The organism is uncultured Litoreibacter sp. (assembly GCF_947487515.1).
GTDB lineage: Bacteria > Pseudomonadota > Alphaproteobacteria > Rhodobacterales > Rhodobacteraceae > Litoreibacter.
On the sequence record NZ_CANKWO010000002.1, the window covers coordinates 549797 to 571555 of the forward strand.

Sequence of the window (21759 nt, forward strand, 5' to 3'; positions counted from 1 at the left end):
GGTTGATCGCCTATAAACCGAAATGACGCATACGCGCAATGAAGAGGCAGAGAATATGAAAGACGACAACCGCAAGCACCCAATGCGCCATTCCCGTCAGGATATGGAAGAGGTCAAGCAAATCCCCGACACGCCGCAAACGCGGTCCCCTGCCTATGAGTTGGCCTTCACGGACAATGACTTCATGTGCCGCGACGAATTGCGTCCCGTGCGCTTGCAGTTGGAACTGCTGAAGCCACAGATGATGATGGATGAGGCCGGCATCGAATCAACCATCGTTTTGTTCGGTGGCGCGCGCATCCCAGAGCCCGCAAAAAAGGACACCGCCCGCACCCAGACGCTGTCGGACTTGTCCAAATACTACGAAGAAGCCCGCCGTTTTGCCCAGATTATGACCGAACGCTCTGACGGCAAGAACAACGTCATTTGCACCGGTGGCGGACCAGGCGTCATGGAGGCCGGAAACCGCGGCGCAATTGATGCTGGCGGACGCTCCATCGGGCTAAACATTGTGCTGCCTCACGAGCAGGCCCCGAACGAATATGTCTCGCCGGAGTTGTGTTTCAACTTCCACTATTTCGCCATCCGCAAGATGCACTTCTTGATGCGCGCCAGCGCCGTCACGGTCTTCCCAGGCGGGTTCGGCACGTTGGATGAAACCTTCGAGGCGCTCACCTTGATCCAAACAGGCCGGATGAAACGCGTTCCATTCGTGCTGTTTGGAGAGAAATTCTGGCGGTCGATCATCAATTGGGAGGCCCTGTCAGACGCGGGCACAATTGCTGCCGAAGATTTGGATCTGTTCCACTTTGTCGAAACAGCCGAAGAAGCCATCGCGATCATCGACGCCCACCAATAGGTCAAATCCTATTGCACCAGACGATATTCAACCAGCTCTGTGCGTTGGAAAAATTTGAAATTATCGTCAGAGATCATCGTCACACGGATCACCCCTTCGGGGGTGGCCCAAACTGCTATCCCTTCCAGATTGTCATGCGTACCGGGGATGGTACGCAGTAACTCGCGTTCGTCCGTCAGCACATTACCGGCCAACCGGAAGCTTCGCACGCGGGTGGCAAACCCGTTCAACCCTGCAAGCTCCCGCTCCAGCAGATAGAACCGGTCATCGGGGCCAAAATCCGCGCCGACAGGCAAAAAGCCACCGCGACGGGGGATGCTTAACATGCGGTCCCAGCGACCATCGCGCAACCGGTACACAGGGAACGGGCGGTTCAGATTGCCTGATCTTTCCGGCATTGTGTAAAGCGCACCGGCCTTATCAATCGCCAGAGCTTCCAACGATGAATTGGATTGAAGCGCGCCCGCCCACGGCAGGTCCGGCAAAGTCCGCGCAGCATTTTGCAGGCCTCCATAGGCCAAAACCCGATGCGTGCCCTCAAATGAGATATAGATCGTCCCATCCGGCGCAATGGCCAAACCTTCCGCATCCGTGCGGTAGCTGCGCAGCGGGGCTCCTGCGGGGTTCTGGAGCGTCTCGAAGCGCAGGTTGTCCAACCCGCGAATGCGCCCTTCTCGGCGGACAATACGCCCCTCGGAGATCAACCCTTTGTCGGTGGTCGTAGTGAAGCGGTCACCGTTCCGGCTGAGTTCAAGCGACGAAAAGCCGCCAAAGCCCTCCACGTCCGAGCGCCACCCGTACCGGCTGACAAACTCCAATGACTGTGCGCAGGCAACCCCCGTCGAAACAACGAGGACCGCCAGCGCTACTTGGAGTTCAGAACGCCAACGCATGCTTTTGGCAAATCTGCGAGCCGCAATTCCCGCCGCTTCTTGGCGGTGGTTTTAGGCGGGTTTTTCGGCGGGGGTGGTGGCTTCAAAATGTTGTTCACCCATTGCTGCGCATCAGCGCAACCGTCCCCTTTGGGTGGCGGGTCCTGATTGACGCAACCTTTTGACCCTTTAGGGCAGCTCAGGCGCACGTGAAAATGGTAGTGATGCCCCCACCAAGGCCGGATTTTGCGCAACCAAGCGCGCTTTTTCTTGCTGCGGGCTTTCTCGTCCTTGCACATTTGCACCTTGGCCCCAGGAAAGACAAAAATGCGCGCCACACGCGGATCACTCGCGGCTGCTTTCAAAATGTTATGATGCGCGCGGGTCCATTTGTCGTTCACATAAGCCCCGCCAGCGCGGCGCATGGAGATGGCGGATAGGTTCTCGCGCTGGTTGCGGTTCAAATTCACGCGTTCGACCGGATTCATCCAGATATCTGCGTCCAACCCCAGTTGGTGACTGCGGTGACCAGTTAGCATCGGGCCGCCTCGGGGTTGTGAAAAATCGCCGAAATACAGGCCTTTCCAGCCTTGCTTCACCGCGACGCGGCTAAGTTTCTGGCCAAAATCAATCAGCTCTGGGTGGCCCCAATTGCGGTTGCGGGATAGCCGCATGGATTGCCATGTCGGACCGGTCTCCGGCATCTGTATCAAGCCCGCCGCGCACCCTTTTGCATAGGATCCATAGGCGGCTGCTTTTTGTTGGGAACCATCGCGTTTGGCGCCAAAATGTTGCTTTGCCAATTTCTCAGCGCTTGCTGAGCCTGCCAAGCAGACCACAGCCAAGGCCACACCGATTAAGTGTCGGATTCCCATACTGCGTCGTCCTCTCCGTCTGGTTTAACCCAGATTAACAGGACCAGCCCCAAAAGGAAGAGCCCTATAAGCGGAGTTACGCCAATACGTTGCGACCCTGTGGCCATGGTGGTCATGGCGATTAACGCAGGCGCCAGAAAGGACGTCGCCTTGCCTGCCAATGCGTATAAACCGAAGGCTTCTGTCATCCGCTTGGGGTTGGCTTGGCGGACCATCATGGTGCGCGACGCAGACTGGATAGTACCGCCCGCAGCCCCGACAAGAATGCCCGCCAGATAGAATGCAATGTCCGATGCCGTGCGACCGGCGATGATGCCTTCGTCCGATACTGGCACCCCGTAGATCGACGTCGGCGTAATCATAACAATCGAAATCGCGGCAATAATCAGGGCAAGAATAGACACAAGAATAACCGGCTTAGGCCCAAACCGGCTGTCCGCGCGCCCGCCCAGATAGGCGGCGATCGCGCCTCCAATCACAGCAAGAATGCCAAAAACGCCAACATCAATCACGCTCCAACCCAACACGCCGACGGCATAGATACCTCCAAAGGTATACATCCCGTTTAGCGCGTCCCGATACAGCATGGAGGACGCAAGATAATGCGCCAAACTTGGGCTTTGCGGCAGCTTCTTGATCGTGCGTCCCAAGCTGCGCAGCCCGTCAACAAACACGCCCTTTACGCGCGCCGGCTGATCCTTCGGGTCGCGGACCCAAACGAAGAACGGCACCATGAAGATCGCAAACCAGACTGCAGAAAACACCCCTACAAAGCGCGTGCCTTCACGCGCGTCTGCATCCAATCCGCCCAGCGGTGAGATGCCAATCAAGGTTCGACCCTGACTGTTTTCGGCCAAGAACACCAACGCCAGAACCAAAGCCGATACTCCGCCGACATAGCCTAGCGCCCAGCCGGATCCTGAAACCCGCCCGATCTCTTCGCGCGTGCCCAACTCGGGCAGCATCGCATTGGTGAAGATGGTGGCGAATTCCATCCCCGCCAAGCCGATGATGAACAACCCCAGAACCAAAACCATATTGAACCCCTCAGGGTCGGCGAACCAAGTGCCAGCGGCACCCACGGCATAAAGAAGCGAAAACACCCAGATGTAGGGCAACCTGCGTCCGGTGCTGTCAGCAATTGCGCCCAACAGCGGAGCACAAAACGCGATCAGCAATCCAGAAATGGTCAATGCCCAGCCCCAAATGCTTTGTGCATTTGCCTTCGCCATGTCTTCGGCCATGCCGCCCGCGATATATTGAGCGGTCACAATCTCAGCAAAATAGGGCCCGAAAATGAATGTTAGAAGCAGCGTGTTATACGGCTGGGAGGCCCAGTCGAACATGAACCAGCCCCAAATTCGCTTCTTAGCAGACGTTGCCATGTATTCGTTGTTCCCTTGAGTGGTACCGTTGACCTAGGGCCAATCGATCATCCAAAGCAAGGAATAACTTACCTTGCAAACCTGAGTTAAGCATAGAACAGAACACAGAAAAATGCTGACGTATACGTCAATTTATACTCAAAACGGGGGCCAAGGTCGCTGCTGCTCTGCGTCGATCCAAGCCTTAATCCATTGGGGAATTTCTGGAGTATCCAGCTGCAAATTCAGGGCACTCATCACGTCCTGAGGGGGAATGATTCCCGATTCTCCGGTCACGGCCGAGCGATACAAAATATGTGAGGTCGCTTCCCCCCGAACCCGCATGGATTGCTCCAGATACAAAAACTTGTCGTCCCAGCACACCGCGCGCGACCGCATTTCGATCCGGTCAAACATCCGGACTCGTTTGCGATACCGCACCGAGGCCCCCGCCATGGTCAAACCCCAGCGACGGTCTTTCAGCACCTTGATCAACCCCACCCGCATCGCCAAAGGCAGTCGCCCCATATCGTATATCGACAAGGTCCGCCCGTTGTTCAATTCGCGCCAGACATCCAGATCCCAAGGCCAGCAGATATGGTAAGAGACATGTGTGTCCAGCGGGCCCAATGCGGGGTCGTTGCGGTGGCGAAAAAATTGAAAGATCAAACGAAGAAACGGATACATAAAGGCTCCTGTGTTAAGGCCACAGATGACCTATTTCTGTACAACGTCAACCAAGATATGGCGTCACACCTTGCGCCTCGGCGGCTTGGCGCTTACCTAATTCGCAACCCATCAGCGGAGAGCCCGAATGACAAGCCTGTTTCAAATATTGATGATGATCCTCGGCGTTGTGCGCACTGTGATCATTATCCACTTCATCATGAGTTGGCTGATTAGCTTTGGTGTTCTCAACATGCGCCAGCCCATCGTTGCGCAAATCTGGGACGGCTTGAACCGCCTGCTAGAGCCACTTTACGGCCCCATCCGTCGTATGTTGCCGCAAATGGGTGGGATCGACCTTAGCCCCGTCGTGGCGTTGCTTGGCATCTACGCGTTGCAGATCATCCTGACAAACAACGCCGCGCTCTTTTACTAAGCGCGGCGCCTAAAGCCTAATGGGCGAAGGCAGCAGCCTTGCCCCAAAGCTGTTTGACCCGTTGATCACGCCCGCAGGCTTCACGGTACTTCTTGTAAGCCACCGCCTTTGAGCGCGGGCCAAAACGGGTGATCACGATCTTATCTTGCTTGTAGTAATCCTGATGATAGGCATCTGCCGGATAGAACCCCGATGCGTTGTGGATGGGCGTCACAATCTTCTGGCCCAATGCCGCCTCAGCTTCCGCCTTTGAGGCTTCTGCCGCTTTTCGCTCTGCTGCATTGGCAACGAATATCGCAGTGGTGTAGCTTTCGCCGCGATCACAAAACTGCCCGCCCGCATCTGTTGGATCAATGGACCGGAAAAACAGATCATACAACGCTTTGGGGTTGGTTTTAGACGGGTCATAGTCAATCTGCACCGCCTCCAAATGGCCCGAGCCACCTGCGGTCACTTGCTTGTAGGTCGGGTTCGCTTTTTTGCCACCGGTGAAGCCTGACACAGCTTCGTTCACCCCGCTCACGCTTTCAAAGTCGCTTTCCACGCACCAGAAACACCCGCCTGCGACGGTAATTTTGGCGGCCTGCGCTTGCTGCACCGACAGCCCACCTAGGACGGCCAAAGACAAGACAGCGGCGCTGTGACGAAACATTGCAGTGGGGGTCATGAAGTTCTCCTACAAGAATTGCTGCAACAGTGGGTAACATCCCCTCCCGCGCTGGCAATTAAAGTCCTTGTGAGGTGGTGGTGATCACAACCCTTCGATATAGGCGTCAATCGCTTCTACGCGGGCGGCGCTAGAGGGGTGGGTGGAGTTCCACTGCGGTGGCTCGCTATCGCCAAAACGGCCATCCAGCTCCTTAAAGAACCGCTTCAGACCGGCGGGGTCAAAACCGGACGCCTTCGACAGCCTCAGTCCAAATTCATCCGCCGAGGTTTCCTGCGCGCGGCTGAACGACAAAGACAGCAACACATTGCCTTCCAACACAACGTCTTCCAAAATTGGCCCCACATCCCCCGCCAAGAATGCGATCAGCACATACATGCTGAGAGATCGGTAAATACGCTTGAGCCCGTGCTGCTCCACCACATGCCCGATCTCATGCCCCAAAACACCGGCCATGACATCGACGTCTGGGAAGTCTTTCACAAACTCATCCGTAATCACCATCGTGCCGCCAGGCAGCGCAAAGGCGTTGGGGCCCATGCCTGGAACATTGCGAAACAGCAACTCGAAGCTGTGTTCCTGCTGCGTGTCATCGGGCAAGGAGTTGACCAACCGCAGGTAAATTTTCTCTACCTGCTCTTTTTGTTCGTCAGACAGTTCCGAAGGCTCTGCCATGGTGAAATCGATGGTCCTCATGCTGCCAACGTCGATTTGCTCAATCACGGCAGGCGGCGTCATCGCAATCGCGGCTGCAGCCAGAATATCCAGCCCATATCGCCACAACACCCATGCGGCCGCAAGACATATGGCCACAACTCCGATCAGGCGCGCGTTGAAGCCCTCGTAATGGTGCAACAAAGAGCCGCGGGTCTTTCCCGTCAACTCCTCAATGGCGTCATGATCCGTTGTCTCGAACACGGCGCCATCTGGAAAGGTAATCTTGCGCGCGACGGACCCCAACGGCGGGTCGATTTGCAGGTCGGACAAATAGGCGCTCGCCAGAACCGCGCGCTCGTCATTTTGAATGTCGACCCAAAGGTCTTCGCCCCCTTCGCGCGTGATTAGTCGCGCGGGTTGGCGATAGGAGGAACGCGCCGCATAGGCGTGGCCGTGAAGGCCTCTAAGGTGCGGCGCGTTGCTCATCTGCTTAAATCGGCAAGCCGACGTCGATGGCTTCGAGGTCAGTGTAGGCATCCCCCATGGCACCACCGGCTTCTTGCTGCTGGGTCACAAAGTCATCCAAAGAACCACCCGGGATTAGTCCAGTGTGGGACGCCATGTAGCGCGCCATGCGAACCTGTGCCCAAGGCAACATCAAGAACAATGTGCAAACAACCACAACCATGCTGGACACAGCGATCCAAAGCAGCTTGGGTGCCGTCACGTTGGAGGCAAATTTATGTCCGCCATCCAAGGTTGTGTTGTTGTAGATCGCGTTGCGCGTCAAGGCTTGGTAGATGAACGCAGCAGGCAAGAAAGCAACGAAAAAGATCAGGTAGAACAACGCAATGATCGAAGCGCCTTGCTCTGGGTTATGTTCGATATTTTCCATGGCATACGCGAAGTTTGCGAAGCTAAATCCTGTCACAACAACGCTGCAAAAACCGACGACGACGATCCATGCAATGGCAACAAGGAAGGCTTTGTAAAACGGTCCAAGGCCAACTTCCATATTGAACCTTGCTTGGCCCAATTTGTGATTGTTGATCGAGAAACTTTTTGTCGCACGGTCCAAAATTGGCAGAGTTGTATACAACGTTAAAACAGTCAGAAGTGGATAAACGATAAAGACCAAAAACGCCTGACCAACTGCGCCTACGAACCCGAAACGCACATTCGAAAAACTCGTCATACGCGCGTTAAAGATCATTGAGCGCACGATCAACCAAGGGAAAGCAACCAGCAATCCCAAAACAAGAATAATCGCCAAAAACGGGCTCATCGCTGCCGCAACCTGAAAGACAATGAACGCGGCAATCACGATCAGCCGGCCAATAAGGATTTGCTTGCCGGTGGCGTGGTAGTCGAAGTTGCGGCCTTCAACGATTGTATGGTTGTGAAAGTATTTCTTGGTGCGAACTTTGGCCCAAGCGGAATAGATACCTAATGTAACAATGCTCAAAAGTAAGTTGACGATCCAGATGCCAAACCATTCTTTGGCGTTTCCAGTAAATTCAAACGGCTTAGCGTTTGCAGGTAAGTTAGTACTCATTGCAAATTTCCCTCATATTCAATGTCGCTCTTTTTTCGCCGATCATAGCTTACGTCAACTCTTTTGTGAATCCTGTGGCCCCGTTCCGATTTTTCTGGCCCGATTGTGGGATTCAAGGTCTATGTTTTGGCAGGAGGCCATGAAGGCACCCAGCAGATTTCCCAACGCGGCCGCGGCAACCTTTTGTCCGGCGCGTGCCTGTCGGTTTTGAATAAGGAGTTCATCGCGCCATGAAAATTGCCATGTGGTCCGGCCCCCGCAATCTGTCGACAGCGATGATGTATAGCTTTGGGAACCGTGCAGATTTCGACGTCATGGATGAGCCGTTTTATGCCGCTTACCTAAAGCTATCCGCCACGTCTCACCCGATGGGGGAAGAGATCATGCGGGCACATGAAACCGACCCTGATTTGGTTGCCGCGACCTGCGCGGCCCCAGCGGCACAGCACCGTTATATGAAACATATGCCTCACCACATGCTGGAAACCATGCCGATGGGTTGGGCAGATGATTGCGTCAACATCCATCTGATCCGCCACCCTGCGCGTGTCATCGCCAGCTACAGTGCCAAGCGCCAGAACCCGACATTGGAAGACATCGGCTACGTCCAGCAAACAGAGCTGTTCAAACAGGTCGGCGGCTACGTCATCGACAGCCATGACATTCGCAAGAACCCTGAGGCTGCGCTGCGGTGTTTATGCGAAGTTATTGGCCTGCCGTTCTCCGACACCATGTTGCATTGGCCGGCGGGTCCGAAAGAATTCGACGGGGTCTGGGCGTCGCATTGGTACGGGGCGGTTCATCGCTCCACTGGCTTTGCGGGGGCTGAAGGGCCCTTGCCGCAGTTGGAGGGGCACGCCGCTGAACTTTGCGCAATGGCGCTTCCGCACTACGAGGCGCTAAAGACCCGTAAACTGCTAATCACATCATAATTGGCGGGTATTTGATCCGATTGCGTTTACGAGATTTCAATACCCGTAAACGCCAATCAAAATTGTTCTTCGGGATCAGCTGCAAAAAATTAACAACAAAACCCCTGAGGTAACCCATGGGTTACCTCAAGTTTTATTCAAATTACGACTTCAAACGCTTGTCGCGGGCCGCCAGCAATTTCAAACGCAACGCGTTCAACTGGATGAAACCAGCCGCATCCGTTTGATCATACGCACCTGCATCTTCCTCAAACGTTACATGCGCTTCGGAATAGAGCGAATGATCCGACCACCGTGCAACCGTGCGCGCGGAGCCTTTGTATAGCTTCAGGCGAACGGTGCCTGTCACGTGCTCCTGGCTTTTGTCGATCATCGCTTGCAGCATCTCGCGCTCGGGCGAGTACCAGAAGCCGTTGTAGATCAGCTCTGCGTATTTTGGCATCAACTCGTCTTTGAGATGCGCCGCACCGCGGTCCAGTGTAATCGACTCGATGCCGCGATGCGCTTCCAGCAGCAATGTGCCGCCTGGTGTCTCGTAGACGCCGCGCGATTTCATACCAACGAAACGGCCTTCTACCAGATCAAGACGACCACAGCCGTGTTTGCCACCCAGCTCGTTCAGCTTGGTAAGGATCGTGGCAGGGCTCATGGCTTCGCCATTGATCGACACGGCGTCGCCGGCTTCGAAACCCACCTCGACGAACTCTGGCTCGTTCGGCGCATCTTCGGGATGCACTGTGCGTTGGTAGACGTAGTCAGGAGCCTCGACGCCCGGATCTTCCAGTACTTTACCTTCGGAAGACGTGTGCAGCAGGTTCGCATCCACCGAAAACGGAGCTTCGCCGCGCTTGTCAGTTGCAATCGGGATTTGGTTCTTCTCGGCGAAGTCCAACAACTTGGTGCGGGACGACAGATCCCATTCGCGCCAAGGTGCAATCACTTTGATGTCCGGGTTCAGCGCATAGGCGGCCAATTCAAAGCGCACTTGATCATTGCCCTTGCCCGTTGCCCCGTGGGACACGGCGTCGGCACCGGTCTCCGCTGCGATCTCTACCAAACGCTTGGAGATCAGCGGGCGTGCTATGGATGTGCCCAGCAGATACAGGCCTTCATAAAGTGCGTTGGCGCGGAACATCGGGAAAACGAAGTCGCGCACGAATTCTTCGCGAACATCTTCGATGAAGATGTTCTCTGGCTTGATGCCCAGCAGTTCGGCTTTCTTGCGGGCTGGTTCCAGCTCTTCGCCTTGTCCAAGATCTGCAGTGAAGGTCACCACTTCGCAGTTATACTCGGTCTGCAACCATTTCAGGATAATCGAGGTATCAAGGCCACCAGAATAGGCGAGCACTACTTTTTTAGGGGCGGACATGGGCTTCTCCGACAAATCTTTGAGTCGCAAAGGGCGATAACGTCAATGTCACAGGGGTGCAAGGGCGTGCATGCGTGTGATTGACCTCAAAGCGGTTTGCCCGCAGGGTCGCGGAAAAGAAAACGGGCAACAGGCACCATGCGACACGCAATCGACATTTTCCTCTATGGGCTAACTCATCTGTTCCGCAATCTGGGTGCAGCGATAAGGTTAACGGGCGCAATTTGGGTCGGCGCCAGCTTGCTGGTCTTCGCTTTGGGCTACCTCGTCACCGGACTGCCCATCGGGGCCTTGTCTGTCCACCCCAACTCCGAAGGTGAACTTCCCGACTTCTTGGCCACATTTACCATGGCCTCCTTTGTCATCACTTTGTTGGCGGGCGCATGGGTATCACTTATCTGGAGCCGCTATTGCCTAGGAGCAGATGTCCCGCGCGGATATCTACCCTCGTTAAAGGGCCTGCCCTTTGGCGGCTATCTGATCAGCCTGTTGCTTCTCATTGGATTGGTGGCCGTCGTGAATCTGGCCATCGGCTCCACCGAACTGATCACCATCCGGTTTCTTCCTCTTCCAATCACCCTGTTTGTCCTCCCCTTGCTAACCATTGGCATTTCCGTCTGGTTCATCTTGAGGCTCGGCGCGGCTTTACCTGCAACCGCCGCCGGTCAGGTTCTATCGTTGTATCAAGCGTGGATCGGGTCCCGTCACCAAGGGATCGGGCTTTTGACCTTGTTTGCGCTGATTGTGATCGTTGTGCTGAACATCCCCACTGTGGTGCTGGGCGGTATGCCCGTTATCAACAGCGTCCTCAGCGTCATATCGTCTTGGCTGCTTATCTTGATGTCCACCGGCTGGCTTGTCGCCATTTTCCGCACCATCCCGCCAGTAGCCAAATGACCGCGTTCACCGATGAGGCGCGCCTTGCGACCCAAGCCATGCGCAAGCTGTTTGAAAAAACACCTTTGCAGCTGAACGATTATCTGTCCGACCTCTATGGCGCGAAAATTTATCTAAAGCGTGAAGACCTCACGCCCGTGCGATCCTACAAAATTCGCGGGGCCTTCAACGCCATGTCCAAACGGCGGGCCAGTCATCCGGATCAACAGAGCTTTGTCTGTGCCAGCGCCGGCAATCACGCTCAAGGGTTTGCCTTTGCCTGCCGCCATTTTGGCGTGGCCGGTGAAGTGTTCATGCCGATTACAACGCCCCAACAAAAGATCGACAAGACACGTGCCTTTGGTGGGGACTTCGTGAAAATACGCTTAATCGGCGATTACTTTGACCAAACCTTGCAAGCCGCCCAGCACCATTGCGACGAAATTGGTGCGCATTTTCTATCCCCTTTCGACGACCCCGACGTCATTGAAGGCCAAGCTTCGGTCGCCGTGGAAATCGAAGATGACCTCCGCGAAATGCCGGATATGCTATTGCTGCCGGTCGGGGGCGGGGGGCTATCTGCAGGGGTCACGCGCTATTTCACCGACATGGGTGCGTGCACGTCCATTCGATATGTGGAGCCCGCAGGTGGCGCCTCACTGACGGCCGCCTTGAAGCAGGGAAAGCCGGTCAACCTGCCCCATGTCGACACCTTTGTGGATGGCGCTGCAGTCGCCCAAATCGGCAAGCACACCTTTGAGATTTTGCAAAAAGTCGATCCAAACCATGTACTTCTGGCCCCCGAAAACCGCATTTGCGCGACGATGATCCGGCTCTTGAATGTAGAGGGAATCGTGCTGGAGCCTGCCGGTGCTTTGGTCATCGACGTGCTGGACGAGCTGGCGGACAGCATCAAAGGCAAGACTGTTGTGTGCGTCACCTCCGGTGGCAATTTCGATTTTGAACGCCTGCCGGAAGTGAAAGAACGCGCCCAGCGCTATGCGGGACTGAAGAAATATCTCATTTTGCGGATGCCGCAACGCCCCGGTGCTCTCAAGGACTTCTTGGCCTTACTGGGCCCGAATGACGACATCGCAAGATTTGAGTATCTCAAAAAATCGGCGCGCAACTTCGGATCTGTGCTGATTGGAATTGAGACAAAGGAACCAGATGCTTTTGCCCGATTGTTTCAATCCATGACCGACAACGGATTTGAACATCGCGATATCACCAATGACGACATTCTAGCGGAATTCTTGATCTAAGCATCCGGACCGGCCAGAAACGCGACCTTTGATTCTTGATATTCGGACAGCAATAGCCCCGCTTCAAATTCAGTTGGGTCACGCTCCGACGTCTCGCAAAGTTTTCGAAAACTCTCAAACCCGAGGTTTGCAGCGCTGCCTTTCAAAAAGTGCAGATCGGATGACAGCTCCTCAATATTCCCGTGCAGCAAGCCTTGCAGCTTCTCTTCTACCTCCTCCAGAAAGAGGCCGACAATCTCTTCAAAATCCTCTTCGCCAAGGTCATCTTTCAGGTCCTGAACTCGTCGCCAATCAAGCATTTCTACGTCCTAGGGTCACAATGATTTCGCTCATGATGCGGGTCGAAAGTTAAGGAACTGTAATTGCTTCAATTGTAATCAATCCAATTTTCACATTCATTCTACCTTAAAGTTTCTACCTCTTTTTGACCTCATGTTGACCCCTACTTCACAGATCAAATCTGTCGCACAAACCTCCACTTCGGCTTCTCTTGATTGGGAAGGGGCAAGTGACACCGATCCTGCGGTACCGCAGCGCGTCCTCGTGGTGGACGACAGCCGCATGCAAAGGCGGTTGCTGGCTACAAACCTTAAAAAATGGGGGTATGAAGTTATTGAGGCCAGCTCTGGCGCGGAAGGATTGGAGCTGTGCCGCAAAGAGAATGTGTCCCTGATTCTAAGCGACTGGATGATGCCGGAAATGACCGGACCGGAATTTTGTCGGGCCTTCCGCAAACTGGGGCGCGACAACTACGGGTATTTTATCTTACTGACCAGCAAAGGCAGCAGTGAAGAAGTCGCCGAAGGGTTGAACTCTGGGGCCGATGATTTTTTGACCAAGCCCATCGGATCGGGAGAATTGCGCGCACGCTTGCGTGCCGGAGAACGCGTGCTCCAAATGCAAGCCGCCTTGGTAGAAAAGAATGAGGCCGTGAACACCGCGCTTCAGCGAATAGAAACCCTATATGATGCCCTGAACCACGATCTGTCCGAAGCCCGTCACCTGCAGCAATCACTGGTTCGGGAAACAGATATTACCATCCCAGAAGGCCGCGTTGGTTTGAACCTGACGCCAAGTGGCCATGTAGGCGGGGATCTGGTGGGTAAATTTCGGGTAAACGCGCATCAAATCGGCCTGTTCTCGCTGGATGTTTCAGGGCATGGGGTCACCTCCGCCCTTATGACGGCGCGATTGGCCGGTTATCTAAGTGGATTGACCCCCAGCCAAAACATGGCGCTTCGACGGCTAAAAACCGGTGAATTCACTGCACGCGATCCGGCCGAAACAGTCAGCGCCCTAAACGAACTTCTGCTGCGAGAACTGGAAACCGAGCATTACTTCACCATCGCGATGAGTATTGTCGATCTGCGGTCAGGAATGATGCGAACTGTTCAAGCCGGACATCCTCACCCGATTCTACAACGCCAAGGTCATCCCCCCATTCAGTTGGGTGAAGGAGGTATGCCGGTGGGGTTGATACAGGATGCGCCCTTCACGTCCTTTGAAACTCAATTGTTTCCGGGTGACCGCCTTGTCCTATACTCCGATGGAATCACCGAAGCAGAAGACCCGAACGGTCAAATGTTGGAAGAAGAGGGGCTCGCGGCATATCTGGACAGCACGCGCGCCCTCGAAAGCCCCGAACTCCTGGAGGATTTGCTTTCTACTTTGCGCACCTACACCAGATCAGACGAATTTGATGATGACGTCTCCGCCTTGGTGTTTGACTATGAGGGTCCGGTTACATGACGGCCTTGGAGGATCGTTTCAAAGCTTGAACACCTGTTTCACAAAGTGACGGTCCCCTTCATTCCCAAGGGTGCGAGCAGCATTTTCCGGCGAAATCCAAACAGCCGTATGACCCGCTTCGCTTGGCGCACCGCGGCGCAAGACCGGCAACGCAAGATAGATGCTACACAGTTTTTCTGCCCAAAACCCGTATTCCGGCATATATACAAAACGACGAAAAACGCCTATTTTTCTTGGGTTTGAAATGATCCAACCAGTTTCCTCCATCACTTCGCGATGAAGCGCGGGGATTGGGTGCTCTCCGGGGTCGATACCGCCGCCGGGAAGCTGCAACTCGGGTGGGCTTCCTTCTTGCACGGTCGTCAGCAGGCTGCGACCGTTCCACAAAATCGCATAGGCTCCGGGTCGATATCGATACGGCTTTCCCTGTTGAAAAACCTCGCCAAATCGCCTGATCATCGTGCAACTCTGCCTTTCTTCTCATGCCCCCTCTTGGGGAATGGATTGTCGCGCCTATCTAGACACGGTATGCCAACCTCCTAGGCGTAAGGAAACCCCATGACCCTTGGACAAAAAATCGCGTGGGACGACACAGTTCTCCCATTCCAGTTGGACAAAATCGACATCCGAGGCCGCGTTGCGCGGTTGGACGGGGTGCTAGATGGCGTGCTGGAACAACATGACTACCCGCCCATCGTTGAAGCAATGGTGGCGGAGGCCGCCCTGCTTACCGCATTGATCGGCCAAACCATTCAGCTGCGCTGGAAGCTTTCGCTGCAAATTCGCGGCGACGGGCCATTACGGCTAATTGCGACCGACTACTATGGCCCAACCGAAGAGGGCGAGCCCGCCCGCATTCGCGCCTATGCCAGCTATGACAAAGACACCATCGACCTTGAGGCCGACCCGTTTGGCCAAATTGGAAAAGGGTTCTTTGCCATTTTGATTGACCAAGGCAACGACATGAAGCCCTATCAAGGCATTACCCCGTTGTCCGGCGGCAGCTTATCCGCCTGCGCCGAAACCTATTTTGCGCAATCCGAGCAGCTCCCTACTAAGTTTTCACTGACCTATGGGCGGTCTATGGAACCAGGTGCCGCGGAAAGCTGGCGCGCTGGTGGATTGATGTTGCAGCATATGCCAAAGGCCTCCCCACTGATGGCCAAGACAGACAGCGAAAGCGAAGATGGCTTGCTGACCGCCGATGACATTTTGGAAGGCGACGCCTCTGAAAACTGGACCCGCGCGAACATCTTACTTGATACAGTCGAAGAGTTGGAACTGATCGGGCCCAGCATTGCCCCGACAGATCTGTTGTTCCGCCTGTTTCACGAGGAAGGGCCGGTGGTGTATGACGCGCAATCGGTCAAGTTCGGCTGCACCTGTTCCAAGGAAAAAGTAGAGCAAAGCCTTTCGATCTATTCGGCACGTGACCTCACACATATGACCAAAGAAGACGGCACCCTCACCGCGGATTGCCAATTCTGCGGCGCCCATTATGTCATGGATCCTAAGGCAATGGGCTTCGAGGCTGAGACCTCAAATGACAAAGAATAGCCAGATAAAATTGATTGAAGCCGCGCTGGCGAACACCGGCGCGGCCTCTTCGGACTATGACCTAAACCCAGACATCACTCTTCCGGACACCCGAGTGCTGCGCGACGCAGCGGTGTTGGTGGGGTTGATACCTACTGGGGATAGCGCGCAGGTGGTGCTGACCAAGCGATCATCCGCCCTAAAACACCACCCCGGGCAAATTGCCTTCCCAGGCGGCAAACGTGACGGCAACGAGTCATCGGCCACCACAGCCCTGCGCGAAGCGGAAGAAGAAATCGGCCTAGACCGCCGCCAAGTGCGCCTGATTGGCAGCCTGCCGTCCCATGAGACAGTGACCAGCTTTCAAGTAACTCCGCATGTCGGGGTGATCGAGGGCCCGTTTGTCCCGATCGTCGAAGAAGGCGAAGTCGCGGAGATGTTTACCGTTCCATTGTCGCATGTCTTGGATTTAGACAACTACTCCATTGAAGGCCGGCGGTGGCGTGGCCAACGGCGGCATTACTACGCCGCCCCCTATGGTCCCTACTACATTTGGGGCGCCACTGCGCGGATGTTGCGAACCTTGGCAGAACAGGTTCACAGGTGATGCGCATATCGGGAAACTGGCTCACAGCCCCTGCAACCCAAGCAGTGTTCGACGCATTGGACGCCGCGGGCCATCAAGGATTTTTTGTGGGGGGATGTGTTCGCAACGCCCTCTTGGGCGTACCGGTGTCCGACATCGACATTACCTCCGCCGCCCCACCCGATATCGTGACCGCCACCGCGACCTCGGCCGGTTTGAAAGTCATTCCAACGGGCATCGAGCATGGCACTGTGACCGTAATGTCAGGCGGTATCGCGCATGAAATCACCACTTTCAGGCGCGATGTTGAAACGAACGGACGGCATGCTGAAGTGGCCTTCTCAACCTCTTTGACAGAAGATGCGACGCGGCGCGATTTCACCATGAATGCCCTATACGCCGACCGCACCGGCAAGGTGACAGACCCCGTCGGCGGGCTACAAGACCTAGAGGCGCGACGCCTTCGTTTCATCGGAGACCCAGACGCACGAATTTCGGAAGATTATTTACGGATACTACGGTTTTTCCGGTTCCATGCTTGGTATGGCGACGCCGCGCAGGGTTTGGACATGGAGGCGCTTGCCGCCTGCGCATCAGCCGCGGAAGGTTTAGACGACCTATCCGCCGAACGCATCGGCGCAGAGATGTTGAAACTTTTGCGCGCGCCCGACCCGTCACAAGCCATCGCCGCAATGGCGCAGGCGGGAATTTTGCTGCGCGTCATGCCAGGAGCAGACGCAAAGGCACTGCCAATTCTGGTACATTTGGAAAACGGTCATTTGCCTGATGCCGCGCGTCGCGTGGCCTGTTTGGGGGGCGATGGCTTGAAAGACCGCTGGCGCCTGTCGAAACGGGATGCGGCACGGGTTGATCTGTTGCGCGACTTAATTGGCGCCGACTGCAGCATCGCGGAGGTGGCTTACCGACAGGGCGAAGCCGTTGCTTGGGATGTAGCGCTACTGCGCGGCGCCCTGTTTGAGCAACCGATCCCCCCCAGCACTGCAGCCACAATCAAGACCGCCATTGCCGCTGAATTCCCGCTAAGCGCCACCGATCTTATGCCGCAACTACAGGGGCAGGCCTTGGGGACAAAACTGAAGGAATGCGAGGCGCGCTGGATCGCCTCCGGTTTCACCCTCACCAAGTCAGAGCTGCTGGAATGAGCTTTGACCCGCTTTATGTTTTTGTCTTCGCTGGCCTGTTTTCACCTGGACCAAATGTAATCTTGCTTACCACATCCGGTGCGCGTTTTGGGTTTGGCCGCAGCTTGCCGCATGTCTTTGGCGTGGCGATTGGCGTGGGGATCACCTCTGCGCTGACGGGCTTTGGTATCGGTGCGTTGTTGCTGGCGCAGCCGGCGTTGACCTTTGCGTTGAAATGCTTGGCCGCCGCGTGGATATTGTGGATGGCATGGAAGCTATTCTGCTCCACCAGAGGGCCGCAAACGCAGGGGCGCGACCGGCCTTTCACCTTTCTTGAGGCAGTGCTGTTTCAATGGGTGAACCCGAAAATATGGGCCATCGCGATGGCCGCATCTTCCGGCTACGCCATCGGCCTACCGCCCGCTCAAGAGGCACTTAGACTGGGCAGCGCCTTTTCCGGCATTAATTTGTTTGTCTGTTTATTTTGGTCCTTTGCCGGATCACTATTGGCGGCCCTTATGACCCGCCAAGTTTGGTGGCGCTGGTTTATGACAATAATGGCCCTTGCATTGGCCGCCTCGGCTGTCATGGTTTTCTTATAGTTCGTGGCCAATTTCCTTCGAGGCCCGACAAAGAGGTTTTGATGTTCCGCTTTTTTGAAAATTTGGTTGACCCGTACGACCCCTATGACGAAGTAGACGCCCCTCCGCGCAAGTTGTGGCCGTTTTTGGTGTCTTACTCCCAACCCTTCAAAAAGGTCTTTATCTGGGCGGCAATTTTGTCGCTACTAGTGGCCATAGTTGAAGTTGGGCTGATCTACTACATGGGCCGCGTGGTGGATGTTTTGTCGCTGGGTGAACCATCGCAAGTCTTGGACCAATACGGCACGGAATTGACTATTGCGGCGGTGTTCATTCTGTTCATACGCCCCGTGATCCAAGCCGCCGATGTCGGCATTTTGAACAACGCCATTCTGCCGAACTATGGCACTTTGTTCCGGTGGCGGGCGCATAAGCATGTGTTGCGACAATCGGTAGGCTGGTTTGAGAATGACTTCGCCGGACGCATTGCAAACCGCATCATGCAAGCGCCTCCCGCTGCAGGTGAAGCGGTGTTTCAGGTGTTTGACGCTATCACTTTCTCGTTGGCCTATGCCGTCGGCGCAATCATCTTGCTGACACAGGCAGACCCGCGTCTGGTCATCCCATTGGTGATCTGGCTGGGGCTATATGCTGCATTGGTCTCATGGACCATGAAACGGGTCGGGCCCGCGTCAAAAGCATCCTCGGATGCCCGCTCAATGACAACGGGGCGGGTCGTGGACAGCTATTCCAACATCCATTCAGTCAAACTTTTTGCACATAACGAGGGAGAGCTGCTATTCGCCAAAGAGGCCATCGAGAAGGCGCGCCAAACCTTCGCCCGCGAGATGCGAATTTTCACGGTTATGGATGTCATGTTGGTCACCTTGAACGGGCTGCTGATCGTCGGTGTCGTGGGGTGGGCGATCGCCCTATGGTCACAAGGCAGCGCGACCGTCGGGGCCGTCGCCGCAGCGACAGCACTAACCTTGCGTTTGAACGCCATGACCGGTTGGATCATGTGGGCTTTGACATCGTTTTTCCGTTCTTTGGGCGTTGTATCGGAAGGTATGGAGACCATTGCCCAGCCGATCACCTTGGTGGACGCCCCCGACGCCAAACCGCTTTCGCTTAGCGCTGGGGCGGTCAACTTCGATCAGCTGACACATCATTACGGACGGAATCGCGGGGGGTTGGACAACCTGTCTTTGCAAATCGCGTCAGGAGAAAAGGTTGGGTTGATCGGGCGATCCGGTGCGGGAAAATCCACATTGGTGAAGCTGTTGCTGCGCTTCTACGACCCAGAAGGCGGGCGCATCGAAATCGACGGGCAGGATATCACCCACGTCACGCAAAACAGCCTGCGACAGGTAACCGGAATGGTAAGCCAAGACAGCTCCTTGATGCATCGCTCGGTCCGGGACAACATCCTATATGGCCGCCCGACTGCTTCCGAAGAAGACATGATCAAAGCCGCCAAACAGGCCCAAGCGCATGAGTTCATTCTGGACCTCTCGGACCCAGAAGGTCGATGCGGATATGACGCCCATGTGGGCGAACGTGGGGTGAAACTTTCGGGCGGGCAACGTCAACGCATCGGGTTGGCCCGCGTGATATTGAAGAATGCCCCGATACTGGTTTTGGACGAAGCCACCAGCGCCTTGGACAGTGAGGTCGAAGCTGCCATTCAAGACACCCTATACGGTGTGATGGAGGGCAAAACCGTGATCGCCATTGCCCACCGCCTAAGCACCATCGCGCATATGGACCGCATTGTGGTTCTGGACGACGGCGCCATTGTCGAGGAAGGCAGCCACGCCGAACTTCTGGAGAAAGGCGGGCTCTATGCCGGTTTTTGGGCGCGTCAATCGGGTGGCTTTTTGAATGTTGAGGCAGAGCAATGATGGAACGTTTGTTGGGTATGCTTGAGCCGGTACTAAAGCGTTTGGGGAATGCGATTGACCCGTTTGCCGAGGCCGGATCACCACCTCCTCGCACGCTTTGGGCATTTTGCAAATGGTGTCTTGCGGGGTCGTGGCCTGTATTGATTTTGGCGGCCCTGTTCTCTGCTTTAGCCGGTACGATGGAAGCCGTGACTGCCATGTTACTTGGCCGTGTCATTGACGCCGCCGCAGCCACCGGCCCCGTCGGATTTTTCGCCCAGAACTGGTCGCTGGTTGCCTTGTTTGTCATCTTCTTCATGGTGTTGCGCCCGCTGTTTTTCGGGACAAGTGCCGCCTTCAACGGCATTGTGGTGCCCCCGAATGTTTACCCGCTTGTTCAAAGCCGCCTGCACCGTTGGACTTTGGGCCATTCGGTAGATTACTTCGACAGCGACTTCGCAGGACGCATCGCGCAAAAGCAAATGCAAACCGCCCGCGCCCTGACTGAAGTCACGGCAGAGACGATCAACGTCGTCGCCTTTGCGCTGGCGTCCGTTTTTGGATCGGTTCTGTTGTTAAGCACAATCAACGGATGGATCGCCTTCGCTTTGGCGATCTGGCTGCTGGGCTATTTGCTTATGATCCGCTGGTTCATGCCACGTATCCGCAAACGCTCTGCCGCGCGGGCAAGCGCACGCACGATGGTCACAGGGCAAGTCGTCGACACGATCACCAACATCAAAACCGTGAAGCTTTTCGGGCACTCGAAGTTCGAGGATCAATCCGCCTTGGATGCCATGGCGGTGCTACGAGATCGCGCGTTGGAGTTCGGACGATTGTCGACGGGTTTCAGATTTGCCCTGATGGCAACCGCAGGGATATTGCCCGTGCTGTTGATTGGCGGAACCGTGATGCTTTGGCAATCGGCCAATGCCACGACCGGCGACATCGCGGCAGCCGGTGCCATTTCCATCCGTATCGCGCAAATGACGGGCTGGGTAAGTTTTTCGCTGATGGCGATGTATGCCAATATCGGCGAAGTAGAGGACGGGATGCGCACGCTCACCCCGCCTCACGCGTTGCTGGACAAGCATCAGGCCAAGAAGCTGCGCGTCCCCGATGGGGCTGTGATATTTGACGACGTCACCTTTCGCTACGGACGCGAAATCGGGGGCATCGATAACGTAACGCTGTCGATCCCCTCGGGCGAGAAGCTGGGGTTGGTCGGCGCCTCTGGTGCAGGGAAGTCGACGCTGGTCAGCCTTTTGTTGCGGCTGTATGACGCCGAGGCCGGAGCAGTTCGGATCGACGATCAAAACGTCTCTGCGGTGACCCAAGAAAGCCTGCGCCAAAGCATAGGCATGGTCACGCAAGAAACGGCGATGTTCAACCGGTCCGCCCGCGACAACATCCTTTATGGCCGCCCCGACGCAACCGAAGAAGACATGATCGACGCCGCCCGCCGCGCCGAAGCGCATGACTTCATTTTGGACCTAGAGGACCACAAAGGCCGCAAAGGATATGAGGCGCATTTGGGCGAACGGGGCGTGAAGCTTTCGGGCGGGCAACGCCAAAGGATTGCCTTGGCGCGTGCGTTGTTGAAAGACGCGCCGATCTTGGTACTGGATGAGGCCACCAGCGCGCTAGACAGCGAAGTAGAGGCGATGATCCAATCCGCGTTGGACAACGCAATGGTCGGCAAAACCGTCATCGCCATTGCCCACCGTCTTAGCACCATCGCGCGCATGGACCGGATTGTTGTGTTGGATGCGGGGCGCATCGTCGAGGACGGCACCCACGCAGAACTATTGGCGCAAGACGGGCTTTACGCTCGCTACTGGCGGCGACAGTCCGGCGGGTTTATAGGCATAGACGAAACAGCCGAGTAA

Annotated in this window: 22 protein-coding genes; 12 read left to right on the forward strand and 10 right to left on the reverse strand. The window is 55.7% G+C overall.

Annotated elements, in window-relative coordinates:
• The first annotated feature begins 55 nt into the window (after positions 1–55).
• Positions 56–859 carry an LOG family protein gene (locus tag Q0746_RS08330; RefSeq protein ID WP_298259134.1) on the forward strand — a complete coding sequence of 268 codons (804 nt, stop codon included), beginning with the start codon at positions 56–58 and terminating at the stop codon, positions 857–859.
• Between the two features lie 8 nt (positions 860–867).
• On the opposite strand, the gene Q0746_RS08335 is transcribed toward Q0746_RS08330, so the two are convergent.
• From Q0746_RS08335 to Q0746_RS08350, 4 genes are all read right to left on the reverse strand, one after another.
• A complete protein-coding gene (locus Q0746_RS08335; RefSeq protein WP_298259136.1) occupies positions 868–1752 on the reverse strand; it encodes an esterase-like activity of phytase family protein in 885 nt (294 codons plus the stop codon).
• Entirely contained in the window at positions 1725–2606 is an 882-nt protein-coding gene (gene mepA / locus Q0746_RS08340; protein ID WP_298259138.1) for a penicillin-insensitive murein endopeptidase, read from the reverse strand. The genes Q0746_RS08335 and mepA overlap by 28 nt, the downstream gene beginning before the upstream one ends.
• Positions 2588–3991, reverse strand: a complete 1404-nt coding sequence (locus Q0746_RS08345) for an MFS transporter (RefSeq protein ID WP_298259140.1) — start codon at positions 3989–3991, stop codon at positions 2588–2590. The genes mepA and Q0746_RS08345 overlap by 19 nt, the downstream gene beginning before the upstream one ends.
• A 138-nt stretch (positions 3992–4129) precedes the next feature.
• Complete coding sequence (locus Q0746_RS08350) at positions 4130–4657, reverse strand: thioesterase family protein (RefSeq protein ID WP_298259142.1); 528 nt, start codon at positions 4655–4657, stop codon at positions 4130–4132.
• 127 nt (positions 4658–4784) lie between these two features.
• Here Q0746_RS08350 and Q0746_RS08355 point away from each other — a divergent pair, with 127 nt between their 5' ends.
• Positions 4785–5072, forward strand: coding sequence for a YggT family protein (locus Q0746_RS08355; RefSeq protein WP_298259144.1), 288 nt, complete (start codon positions 4785–4787; stop codon positions 5070–5072).
• Between the two features lie 16 nt (positions 5073–5088).
• Here the strand turns inward: Q0746_RS08355 and msrA are convergent, their stop codons facing one another.
• The 3 genes from msrA to Q0746_RS08370 all read right to left on the reverse strand — a co-directional run bounded on the left by msrA (position 5089) and on the right by Q0746_RS08370 (position 7951).
• Positions 5089–5739, reverse strand: coding sequence for a peptide-methionine (S)-S-oxide reductase MsrA (gene msrA, locus Q0746_RS08360; RefSeq protein WP_298259146.1), 651 nt, complete (start codon positions 5737–5739; stop codon positions 5089–5091).
• A gap of 84 nt (positions 5740–5823) precedes the next feature.
• Positions 5824–6882, reverse strand: coding sequence for a M48 family metallopeptidase (locus Q0746_RS08365; protein WP_298259148.1), 1059 nt, complete (start codon positions 6880–6882; stop codon positions 5824–5826).
• 4 nt (positions 6883–6886) lie between these two features.
• On the reverse strand, positions 6887–7951 hold the full coding sequence (locus tag Q0746_RS08370; RefSeq protein WP_298259150.1) for a YjgN family protein: 1065 nt from the start codon (positions 7949–7951) through the stop codon (positions 6887–6889).
• A 230-nt stretch (positions 7952–8181) separates the two neighbouring features.
• Here Q0746_RS08370 and Q0746_RS08375 point away from each other — a divergent pair, with 230 nt between their 5' ends.
• Complete coding sequence (locus Q0746_RS08375; RefSeq protein WP_298259152.1) at positions 8182–8883, forward strand: HAD family hydrolase; 702 nt, start codon at positions 8182–8184, stop codon at positions 8881–8883.
• A gap of 142 nt (positions 8884–9025) precedes the next feature.
• Here the strand turns inward: Q0746_RS08375 and Q0746_RS08380 are convergent, their stop codons facing one another.
• Positions 9026–10252, reverse strand: coding sequence for an argininosuccinate synthase (locus Q0746_RS08380; protein WP_298259154.1), 1227 nt, complete (start codon positions 10250–10252; stop codon positions 9026–9028).
• Positions 10253–10390: 138 nt separating this feature from the next.
• On the opposite strand from Q0746_RS08380, the gene Q0746_RS08385 reads away from it, so the two are divergent.
• Positions 10391–11149: a hypothetical protein gene (locus Q0746_RS08385; protein ID WP_298259156.1), complete on the forward strand. Its 759-nt coding sequence runs from the start codon at positions 10391–10393 to the stop codon at positions 11147–11149.
• Positions 11146–12393 (forward strand): threonine ammonia-lyase IlvA, encoded by a 1248-nt coding sequence (gene ilvA, locus Q0746_RS08390; RefSeq protein WP_298259158.1) that lies wholly within the window; start codon positions 11146–11148, stop codon positions 12391–12393. Before Q0746_RS08385 ends, ilvA begins: the two co-directional genes overlap by 4 nt.
• Here ilvA and Q0746_RS08395 read toward each other — a convergent pair.
• On the reverse strand, positions 12390–12692 hold the full coding sequence (locus Q0746_RS08395) for an Hpt domain-containing protein (RefSeq protein WP_298259160.1): 303 nt from the start codon (positions 12690–12692) through the stop codon (positions 12390–12392). The genes ilvA and Q0746_RS08395 overlap by 4 nt on opposite strands.
• A 136-nt stretch (positions 12693–12828) precedes the next feature.
• Here Q0746_RS08395 and Q0746_RS08400 point away from each other — a divergent pair, with 136 nt between their 5' ends.
• The gene (locus Q0746_RS08400; RefSeq protein WP_363322750.1) at positions 12829–14142 is read left to right on the forward strand and encodes a SpoIIE family protein phosphatase; all 1314 of its coding nucleotides are present in this window, start codon (positions 12829–12831) and stop codon (positions 14140–14142) included.
• Positions 14143–14160: 18 nt separating this feature from the next.
• Here the strand turns inward: Q0746_RS08400 and Q0746_RS08405 are convergent, their stop codons facing one another.
• On the reverse strand, positions 14161–14601 hold the full coding sequence (locus tag Q0746_RS08405; protein ID WP_298259162.1) for an NUDIX hydrolase: 441 nt from the start codon (positions 14599–14601) through the stop codon (positions 14161–14163).
• 99 nt (positions 14602–14700) lie between these two features.
• Here Q0746_RS08405 and Q0746_RS08410 point away from each other — a divergent pair, with 99 nt between their 5' ends.
• The 6 genes from Q0746_RS08410 to Q0746_RS08435 are packed head-to-tail and all read left to right on the forward strand — an operon-like array spanning position 14701 to position 21759.
• Complete coding sequence (locus tag Q0746_RS08410) at positions 14701–15699, forward strand: Hsp33 family molecular chaperone HslO (RefSeq protein WP_298259164.1); 999 nt, start codon at positions 14701–14703, stop codon at positions 15697–15699.
• Positions 15686–16285, forward strand: coding sequence for a CoA pyrophosphatase (locus tag Q0746_RS08415; protein WP_298259166.1), 600 nt, complete (start codon positions 15686–15688; stop codon positions 16283–16285). The genes Q0746_RS08410 and Q0746_RS08415 overlap by 14 nt, the downstream gene beginning before the upstream one ends.
• Positions 16285–17427, forward strand: a complete 1143-nt coding sequence (locus tag Q0746_RS08420) for a CCA tRNA nucleotidyltransferase (RefSeq protein ID WP_298259168.1) — start codon at positions 16285–16287, stop codon at positions 17425–17427. The genes Q0746_RS08415 and Q0746_RS08420 overlap by 1 nt, the downstream gene beginning before the upstream one ends.
• A complete protein-coding gene (locus Q0746_RS08425; RefSeq protein WP_298259169.1) occupies positions 17424–18008 on the forward strand; it encodes a LysE family translocator in 585 nt (194 codons plus the stop codon). The genes Q0746_RS08420 and Q0746_RS08425 overlap by 4 nt, the downstream gene beginning before the upstream one ends.
• Positions 18009–18049: 41 nt before the next feature.
• Positions 18050–19891 (forward strand): ABC transporter ATP-binding protein, encoded by a 1842-nt coding sequence (locus tag Q0746_RS08430; RefSeq protein ID WP_298259171.1) that lies wholly within the window; start codon positions 18050–18052, stop codon positions 19889–19891.
• Positions 19888–21759 (forward strand): ABC transporter ATP-binding protein, encoded by a 1872-nt coding sequence (locus Q0746_RS08435; protein ID WP_298259173.1) that lies wholly within the window; start codon positions 19888–19890, stop codon positions 21757–21759. Before Q0746_RS08430 ends, Q0746_RS08435 begins: the two co-directional genes overlap by 4 nt.